The 9375-nt window shown below is 34.1% G+C and carries 10 protein-coding genes; 3 read left to right on the forward strand and 7 right to left on the reverse strand.

Annotated features, from left to right (window positions below; all coding sequences use genetic code 11):
- The 3 genes from ACP5O9_RS07715 to ACP5O9_RS07725 all read left to right on the forward strand — a co-directional run.
- Window positions 1-522: SPASM domain-containing protein (locus ACP5O9_RS07715; RefSeq protein WP_428723773.1), on the forward strand; the 522-nt coding region annotated here is incomplete at its 5' end.
- 38 nt (window positions 523-560) lie between these two features.
- The gene (locus ACP5O9_RS07720; protein ID WP_428723778.1) at window positions 561-1292 is read left to right on the forward strand and encodes an ABC transporter ATP-binding protein; all 732 of its coding nucleotides are present in this window, start codon (window positions 561-563) and stop codon (window positions 1290-1292) included.
- On the forward strand, window positions 1283-2533 hold the full coding sequence (locus tag ACP5O9_RS07725) for a SufB/SufD family protein (RefSeq protein WP_428723774.1): 1251 nt from the start codon (window positions 1283-1285) through the stop codon (window positions 2531-2533). Before ACP5O9_RS07720 ends, ACP5O9_RS07725 begins: the two co-directional genes overlap by 10 nt.
- Here ACP5O9_RS07725 and ACP5O9_RS07730 read toward each other — a convergent pair.
- The 7 genes from ACP5O9_RS07730 to aroA are packed head-to-tail and all read right to left on the reverse strand — an operon-like array spanning window position 2525 to window position 9093.
- On the reverse strand, window positions 2525-3460 hold the full coding sequence (locus ACP5O9_RS07730) for an ABC transporter ATP-binding protein (RefSeq protein ID WP_428723775.1): 936 nt from the start codon (window positions 3458-3460) through the stop codon (window positions 2525-2527). The genes ACP5O9_RS07725 and ACP5O9_RS07730 overlap by 9 nt on opposite strands.
- A gap of 30 nt (window positions 3461-3490) precedes the next feature.
- Window positions 3491-3769, reverse strand: coding sequence for an HU family DNA-binding protein (locus ACP5O9_RS07735; protein ID WP_353686034.1), 279 nt, complete (start codon window positions 3767-3769; stop codon window positions 3491-3493).
- Between the two features lie 33 nt (window positions 3770-3802).
- Window positions 3803-4660 carry a S49 family peptidase gene (gene sppA, locus ACP5O9_RS07740; protein WP_428723776.1) on the reverse strand — a complete coding sequence of 286 codons (858 nt, stop codon included), beginning with the start codon at window positions 4658-4660 and terminating at the stop codon, window positions 3803-3805.
- Window positions 4650-6254: a 30S ribosomal protein S1 gene (locus ACP5O9_RS07745; RefSeq protein WP_353686036.1), complete on the reverse strand. Its 1605-nt coding sequence runs from the start codon at window positions 6252-6254 to the stop codon at window positions 4650-4652. The genes sppA and ACP5O9_RS07745 overlap by 11 nt, the downstream gene beginning before the upstream one ends.
- A gap of 12 nt (window positions 6255-6266) precedes the next feature.
- A complete protein-coding gene (ispH, locus tag ACP5O9_RS07750) occupies window positions 6267-7112 on the reverse strand; it encodes a 4-hydroxy-3-methylbut-2-enyl diphosphate reductase (protein ID WP_353686037.1) in 846 nt (281 codons plus the stop codon).
- A 23-nt stretch (window positions 7113-7135) separates the two neighbouring features.
- Window positions 7136-7804 carry a (d)CMP kinase gene (cmk, locus tag ACP5O9_RS07755; RefSeq protein ID WP_353686038.1) on the reverse strand — a complete coding sequence of 223 codons (669 nt, stop codon included), beginning with the start codon at window positions 7802-7804 and terminating at the stop codon, window positions 7136-7138.
- Window positions 7801-9093: a 3-phosphoshikimate 1-carboxyvinyltransferase gene (aroA, locus tag ACP5O9_RS07760; protein ID WP_353686039.1), complete on the reverse strand. Its 1293-nt coding sequence runs from the start codon at window positions 9091-9093 to the stop codon at window positions 7801-7803. The genes cmk and aroA overlap by 4 nt, the downstream gene beginning before the upstream one ends.
- Window positions 9094-9375 lie beyond the last annotated feature (282 nt).

Consider the following 9375-nt stretch of genomic DNA (forward strand, 5'->3'; position numbering starts at 1 on the left):
AGAAAACAGACTCCTCACAGAGAAATCGTAAAATTTGCAAAAAGCAATGGGATTGATTATTATTTACTCTACATGGATGCTGTAACAGAAAAAGATTTAGAGCTATCAATGCCTTTTTATGAATTTATGAAATTAATTAAAGAATTAAGAAATCAGTATTCGGGTATAAAGCCTGTTTACTGCAAGGGATTTACAGGTGGAAATAAGAAATATCGTTGTCCAGCAGGAACGGAAAAAATAACCGTTATGCCAAATGGAGCAGTTTATCCCTGTTATCTTTTATCAGGATTTGATGAGTTCTGCATTGGTAATGTTTTTCAAAATTCTCTTCAGGAGATTGTCATGTCTCACAAACTTAAAATTTTTAAAACTCCCTTTAACAATTCATGCAATAATACATCATGTAACATAAAAGAAAAATGCAGAGGAGGTTGTGTTGCTCACAGTATTATTCACTATAATAATTTCAGTAAATCAGATCCAAGATGCAATACTAAAAATCACGAGGAATGTGAACTGTGATACAATATTTAAAACAAAGGAGGGCATTTATGGGAGAGATGTTAAAAGTAAAAAATCTCCATGTTTCTGTTGAAGGCAGAAAGGTTCTTGAGGATATTAATTTTTCCCTTGAGTATGGAGAAATAGCAGTTCTTTTCGGACCAAATGGTGCTGGCAAGACAACATTTATAATGACATTAATGGGATTTCCAAAATATAAAATTGAGAAAGGTAAAATAATCTTTAAAGGTGTGGACATTACACACATGGATATTTCTGAAAGAGCAAAGCTTGGAATGGGAATATCCTTTCAAAGGCCTCCTGTTGTAAGAGGTGTAAGTCTGAGAAAACTTCTTAAAATTGTGAGCAATGGCAAAAACACAGAAGATGAAATTCTAAAATATGCTGAAAAACTTAATCTTACAAATCATTTGGACAGAGACGTAAATGATGGTTTCTCAGGTGGTGAGGTAAAAAGAGCAGAGTTATTGCAATTACTGATGCAGAAGCCAGAACTTGTTTTTATTGATGAACCAGAAAGTGGAGTTGATCTTGAAAACATTGTATTAATTGGCGAGATGACTAATCATCTTCTTGGAAGAGACCAGAGAGTTAAAGATGTAAAAAGAAGCGCAATTGTAATAACTCACACTGGATATATTCTTGATTACATTAATGCTGACAGAGGGTATATACTTTTTAATGGGAAACTCATGTGCAGGGGTAACCCGAGAGACATTCTCTCTGAAATAAAGAAAAATGGCTACAGGAGGTGCGCCACATGCCAGTAAGCAAGAAATACTTGGAGAAAATCCGAAAAAGAGCCGAAAAAGCCTTAAACAAAACAGCAATTTATGGAGAGGATATAGATTTAACAAAATTTCAAAAACATATTGAAAGAGGAAAAATAGAGTCTCTTGAGCTTCTTCCAGAGCTTGCAAAAGAAGCTGCTTTAATGGCAGGTGTGGATGTTGAGGAAAAAGAACGTTCAGGCTCTTATCTGCAGATAGACCACTCAGTAGTATATAAAAGGCTGAGCAAACTTTATGAAGGCAAGATTGAACTGATGAGCACAAATGAAGCAGTTGAAACTTATGAATGGCTTGAGGAATATTTCTGGAGAATTGTTCAGCCTGATACTGATAAATACACTGCCCAGGTTGCTCTAAATCCAACGCATGGATATTTTATAAGAATACTGCCAGGGCAGAAGCTTGAATATCCACTTCAAACCTGTCTGATGATTGCAGAGGGCTATATAAGTCAGAATGTTCACAATATAATCATCGTTGAAGAAGGAGCTGAGCTTCATGTAATTACAGGTTGCACTCTTTCAAGGTCTGATGCTACGGGAATACATCTTGGAATTTCAGAGTTTTATGTTAAAAAAGGTGGAAAGCTTTTTTTTACAATGATACATAACTGGGCTGAAAACTTTTATGTAAGACCAAGAACAGCAGTTCTGGTTGAAGAGGATGGAGTATATGTAAATAATTATGCTTTGCTTAAACCTGTTAAATCCATTCAATCATTTCCTACAGTTTATCTAAAAGGAGACAGAGCCTCAGCAAGATTTAATACAGTAATTTACGGACTTAAAGATTCCTACATTGACCTGGGTTCTAAAATAATTTTTGAGGGAAAAGACACAAAGGGAGAGTCTTTGGCAAGAACAATTGCTGATCATAAAAGTGTAATTTACTCTCGTGGTGACCTTATTGCAAAAACAGGTCAATACTGTATGGGGAGGCTTGACTGTAGAGGTATAATATTCTCAAAAGATGCATCAATATATGCAATTCCTCAACTTATTTCATATGGAGCAGACAAAGCAGACCTCTCTCATGAAGCATCAATTGGACCTATATCAGAAGAACAAGTTGAGTATCTTATGTCAAGAGGAATGACAAAGGATGAGGCAACAAGCCTTATTACAAGCGGATTTTTAAATCTTGATATACCTTTCCTACCCGAGATAATAGACAAACACATAAAGGAGGTAATACAAATAACATCTAAGGAATCAATGTAAAAAACATCTGATTAAATGTCCAGGACTTACTTCACGAAGACAAGGAGGCTCAAGTGAGCACTCCTTGCTTTTGTATTTACATCTTGGATAAAATACGCATCCATGAGGCAGGTTTTTAATGTTTGGAACATGACCCGGAATTCCTTCTATTTTTTTGCCTTCTGCCGGCAAGCAATCTAAAAGAGCTTTGGTGTAAGGATGCAATGGATGTTTAAAAATTTCTTCCACATGTCCCATCTCCATAATTCTTCCTGCATACATAACCATTACTCTGTCTGCATATTCACCAAGAATGTTCATATCATGAGTTATTAAAATCATAGCTCTTCCCTTTTCTTTAACTAAATAATAGAGAAGATCAAGAATTTCTTCCTGTACAGTTACATCAAGGGCTGTTGTAGGTTCATCAGCTATGATTAGTTCTGGTTCACATGCTATTGCCATTGCTATCATAACTCTCTGACGCATTCCACCTGAAAGCTGATGGGGATAGTTATTGATTATATGGGCTATTTTAAGTTCGTTGAAAATTTTATTAGTTTTTTCCATAGCTTCTTTTTTAGGCAATTTATAATGATAGATAAACATCTCTGCAACTTGATATCCTACTTTTATAACAGGATTTAAGGAAACCATAGGATCCTGAAATATGTAAGAAATATGTTTTCCTCGTATTTTTTGAATTTGAGACAGAGAAAAATTAAGAATATTTTCACCTTTAAATATTAACTTGCCATCAATACTGAAATAATCTGGCAAAAGATTTATTATTGAAAGCCCAGTAAGAGTTTTACCACTACCACTTTCTCCAACAATAGAGAATATTTCACCTTTGTCAACATAAAAATTGATATCATCTATGATTGTAGAATTTTTATAAACTATTCTTAGATTTTGAGCCTGAAGTAGCACTTCATTGCCTAACAAAATCGCTCCAAATGATAAAATAAAACCATCTCACTTATTTAAAGCGTCTTTGAGAGCTTTACTCATTTTAAAATGTATTGCTCTCTGCGGTGGAACTTTAATCTTCTCACCTGTTTTTGGATTTCTTGCAGTTCTTTCAGGTCTTTGTTTTATTTTAAAATTGGCAAATCCTCTCATTTCAATTTTTTCACCCTTGGAAAGCGCCTCTTTCATACAGTCAAAAATCATATCTATTATTGTCTCAATCTGTTTTTTTGTTAAAATTTCAATTTTTTGAGAAACCCTTTCAATTAGTTCTGATTTTTTCATATCTGTCCTCCCTGTATGTTTAAATAGTTTTAATTAGTTTTGCAATGCCGGTGAATATAAATAATACACCTGTATGTAAGGTAAAATCTTTTTTATTAATGACTCAGTATCACTTTTTAAAAGTTCAATAAAAAGTGTTGATTTTTTGGTCACTATCTCTGGCTCTCCTTTTATTTTTCCAAGCTGTGCAGCTACCTTAATAGCATAATCAAGATCGCCTACCTCATCTACAAGCCCGAGTTCTTTTGCTTTTATCCCGGTGAATACTCTTCCATCTGCTATCTTTTTAACTTTTTCTAAAGGAATTTTTCTCCCTTCACTAACAGCTTTGATAAATTGTGCATGAACATCATCTATCAGTCTTTGTAATATCTCTTTTTCATCGCTCTGAAGAGTTTTAAAGGGAGATGTAATATCTTTGTATTTGCCACTTTTTATCACTTCTGCCTTAACTCCAATTTTGTCAAGTAAGCCTTTTATATTTGGTATTTCTATTAATACACCAATTGAACCTGTAAGAGTTCCAGGATTTGCAATGATTTTTGTAGCAGGGCAGGAGATATAATATCCTCCTGAAGCAGCCACAGAACCCATAGAAACGACAACAGGTTTCACAGAAATTGTTCTTTTTATTTCTTCATATATTTCCTGTGAAGGAACAACAGCACCTCCAGGGCTATCTACCCTTAAAACAATTGCTCTTATTGAAGGGTCTTTTCTGTATTGTTTTATTTCATCAATAACGGTTTTTGATTCAACAATAACTCCTTTAACATTAATCAATGCAATTTTACCACGGGCAACGCTGCTTTCCATCAGAGTAATGAAAAAACTTAGCAAAACTATAATTCCTATAACAATTAAAACAATTTTGAGTTTTTTATTTTTCATCTTCATTCGCTTTTTTCATGCTTAATCCGATTTTTCTTTTATCTCTGTCTACTTTTACAACTACAACCTTTATTTCATCTCCTTCTTTAACAGGTTTATTTTTATCGACTTCAGAATTATACACAAGTCCCTCAACAATTCCTTCAATATCAACAAATAATCCGTGTTCTGTTTTTTTAATCACCTTAGCATTGTAAACTTCCCCCACTTTAAATTTCTCTGGAATTTCTCTAAGCCATGGGTCTTCAGTAAGCTGTTTTACTCCTAATGAAAGTTTTTCCTTTTCAGGTTCTAAATTTAAAATTACAGCTTCAACTTTTTGCCCTTTTTTAAAGAACTCTGAAGGATGTTCCACATGTTTTGTCCAAGAAATGTCAGATATGTGAATAAGTCCGTCAACTCCCTCTGATAATCGGACAAATACTCCAAAATCTGTTATTGTTTTTACTCTTCCTGTAATCCTATCACCCACTTTGTATTTTTTAGCAACTAATTCCCATGGTTTGGGCTTAAGTTGTTTAAGGCTCAGAGAGAGCTTTCTTTTTTCCTTGTCAATATCAAGAACTTTTGCATTTATCCATTCATCAACTTCTGCATAATATGTAGGATGTTTTGGAGTTGTCCAGTCAAGTTCACTTATGTGAATCAATCCTTCAACTCCCTCTTCAAGTTCAACAAAAAGGCCAAAATCTTCAATTCTTGTTACTTTTCCTCTAACTTTCATGCCTGGCGTGTATTTTTTATCAATATTTTCCCATGGATCAGGCTTTTTCTGCTTATATCCAAGTGTTACTCTTTCACTGTCAGAGTCAAATTTCAATACAATAAACTCATATTCTTTACCTATTTCAAAAAATTGAGAAGGATGTTTAACTTTTCCCCATGATATATCTGAAATATGCAAGAAGCCGTCTATTCCTCCTAAATCAACAAAAACTCCATAATTTGTTATGTTTTTTACAATGCCTTTTATTTTTAAGCCTTCTTTGATTTTTTCAGATACTTCCTTTTTAAGATTTTCCCTTTCTTCCTCTAAGTAAGCTTTTCTTGAAAATATTAAAGAAGTTTTAATATTCCTCCATTGTCCATAAAGATTTTTTGGAGGCTCAATTTTTTCTATTTTTACCTTAAGAGTTTTTCCTATGTATTCATCAAGGTTTTTGGGCTTTCTAAGTTCAAGCAATGAAGCAGGAATAAATCCATTTATGCCGTAAAAACTTGTTAAAACTCCTCCTTTTGTTTTACCTGTAATTGTTACCTCAACAGGAATGCCTTTCTCATGGGCATCGATCAGAATCTCCCAACCCTTTATTTTCAATGCTCTTTCTTTTGATAGAGATATTATTCCCTGAGCATCATCTATTTTTTCAATAAAAACTTCTATTTCATCTGTGGCTTTAATGTTTTTCAATTCTTCTTCTGAAAATTCCTGAAGTGGAATAATTCCTTCAAATTTATATCCTACATCTACTATTACACCATCATTTCTTACTCCCATTATTTTTCCTTTTACAATTTCTCCTCTTTCTATATGAGAAAGTGATCCCTCGTAGAGACTTTCCAATTCTTGTTTTTCGCTAATCTCACTCTGCATGCTCCTTCCTCCTTAATTTGTAAACTTTTTAATTTTATCAATAACTTCATCAATTATCCATTGTGGAGTAGATGCTCCTGCAGTTACACCAATTTTTTTAGCAGATTTAACCCAGTCTTTGTCAATTTCCTGAGCATCTTCTATATGATATGTCATTACACCAATTTTTTTGCAAAGATTGGCAAGTTGAGTTGTATTCGCACTGTTTTTTCCACCTACAACAATCATTACATCTACTTCTCGGGCAACTTTCTCTGTTGCCTGAAGTCTTTTATGTGTAAAATTACAAAGTGTGTTAAAAATTCTTATTTCTTCAAATTCATTGAGAGAATTAATTATATTGTTCATTATCTCTTTTACCTTTGAAAGTGGCTGGGTTGTCTGCTGGATTATTCCAATTTTTTTATTTAAAACAGGAATTTCATCAGAGCTTATTACAGCAGCTTTTTCGCCCGCATAACTAAAAATTCCTTTAACCTCTGGATGTTCTTTGTCTCCGATAATGAGAACCTGATAACCTTCAGAGGCTAATTTTTCAGCAAGCCTCTGAGCTTTTTTTACAAATGGGCAGGTAGCATCAATGATTTCAATCCCAAGTTTTTTAAGCTCTTCAAATTTTTCTTTAGGGATTCCATGAGCTCTGATTATTAATGTTTTTATATTTTTTTCATTGATATTATCTATGGGATAAACTCCTAACTCCTTTAGTTTTTCTACAACTTGAGGATTGTGAATTATAGGACCAAGTGTAAAAACGCCCTGTTTATGTTTTTGAGCAATATCAAAGGCTATATCAATTGCTCTTTTTACACCAAAACAAAATCCTGCATTTTCCACAAGAACAATATTTTTTAACATACTGTTTTTGATAATACAAGATATCAGCCAGACTCTGCAACTTTTTTTAAAATAATTGAAATAACTTCTTGAGCTGTAAGCTCTGATGTATCAATGTAAAAGGCATCTTCACTGATTCTTAAAGGAGCATCTTTTCGGGATGAGTCTCTTTTATCTCTCTCAATAACATCTCTTAATGCTTCATTAAAGGTTATTTTTTTGCCTGATTGTATGAGTTGCTCAAATCTTCTGCGAGCTCTTACTTCTGCAGACGCATCAAGATAAAATTTTCTCCATGCATCAGGAAAAACAACTGTTGTCATGTCTCTGCCTTCAGCAACAGTATCCATTTTCTCTGCGAAACTTCTTTGTAGGGGTAGTAAAAAATCTCTAATTATTTTTTTAGCAGAAAGCTCTGATGTAGCAGCACCAACTTTGGGGTCTCTTATTAATTCTGAGACATCTTCATCATATAAAAAAACTCTGCCATTTTCATAGTAAATTTTTATATTTAAAAGTTCTTTTTCTATTTCATGCTCTGTTAACAGTGAAAAATTATCAATGTGCTGAAAATTCCTGAAAAAATAATATGCCACAGCCCTGTATAAAGCACCAGTATCAAGATATTGAAAGCCCAGTGCTTTAGCTACCTGTCTTGAAACAGTGCTTTTACCAGCACCTGAAGGTCCATCAATTGCTATAACCCGTTTCATCTCTGAAGCGTTTCAAGCAGATGATAAAATTCAGGAAATGATATGTCCACACAATCTGCATCTTTTATCACGGTTTCACCCTCTGCAATAAGTGCTGCTATGCTCAGTGCCATTGCAATTCTGTGGTCTTTATAGGAGTAAACTTGAGCTCCCATGAGTTTACATGGACCAGTAATTTCTACTCCATCATCCAATTCTTTTATATCAGCACCCATTTTACTGAGTTCTATGGTCATTGCTCTTATTCTGTCTGATTCCTTTGCTCTTAAATCCTTGGCATCCCTTATAACTGTAGTTCCTTCAGCCTGAGTTGCAACAACACACAAAATTGGAAATTCATCAATAAGTTTTGGAATAATCTCACCCTGAACAGTAACAGCTTTAAGAGCACTGGCGGTTTTCACTAAGATATCTCCCACAGGCTCACCTGCCTGTTGTTTTAAGTTAAAAATCTCAATTTTTGCTCCCATTAATTTTAAAACTTCAAGAAAGCCTGTTCTTGTTTCATTCAGGCAAACATTTTTAATCACCACTTCAGAGTCTGCAACAAGACAGGCTCCTGCAATAAAAAAAGCTGCTGATGAGAAATCATTTGGTATGGTTATATCAAAGGGATTAAGAGGATACTTTGGTGGGGTTATTTTTATTGTGTTATTGTTTATTTCAAGCTTAACCCCCATGCTTTTAAGCATCTTCTCAGTGTGATCTCTGCTTTTATGTGGTTCTGTGACAGAAGTTTCACCCTCTGCAAAAAGAGCTGCAAGCAAAATTGCACTTTTTACCTGGGCAGAAGCAATGGGCATATTATAGTTTATTCCTTTTAGACAACCTCCTTTTATCACAAGAGGTGGGAATTTGTTAGAATCTCTACCTAAAATGTGCGCTCCCATAAGATTTAATGGCTCGATAATTCGCCTCATTGGTCTTTGTCTTAATGATTCATCACCTGTGAGAATGCTTAGAAATGGCTGCCCTGCAAGTATTCCGCTAAGTAGTCTTATCGTTGTTCCAGAATTTCCACAATCAATGACATTGTCAGGCTCTTTCAGGGAGTGTAAACCCGTTGCATTAACTATGATTTCTTTTGTCTCTGTTATCTGAATATCCACTCCGAGTAATCTCATTGCATTAAGACTGCTGAGAGGGTCTTTTGCCCATAAAAAGTTTTTTATCCTTGAGGCTCCCTCTGCCAGAGAGGCAAACATAACTGCTCTGTGAGATATGGATTTATCTGCAGGTGGAGTTATCTGTCCTTTAAGTGCTTTCGCTTTTCTAATTACTTTCTCCATAAAGTTTTATTATAGCAGAAAAATTCTTTGTTTTTTGAGTTCAAGATTATGCGCCAAGAATACTTAAATCTGCAATCATTTTAGTTAAGCAGATTTTAAATCTTCCACTCCTTTGCCTTAAAAATCTCTTCTCTACTTATTATTTTACCCTTAATAGATATATTTCTTTTTTCATTTTCTGGGCTTTATTTTATATCTAAGGTTCAATATAAAACAGAGTGGCTATACCACCTCCTATAGCATAATCTGTGATAACCCCTTTTTGTTTAAGTTCATTTATTA

The organism is Thermodesulfovibrio sp. (assembly GCF_049969575.1).
GTDB lineage: Bacteria > Nitrospirota > Thermodesulfovibrionia > Thermodesulfovibrionales > Thermodesulfovibrionaceae > Thermodesulfovibrio > Thermodesulfovibrio obliviosus.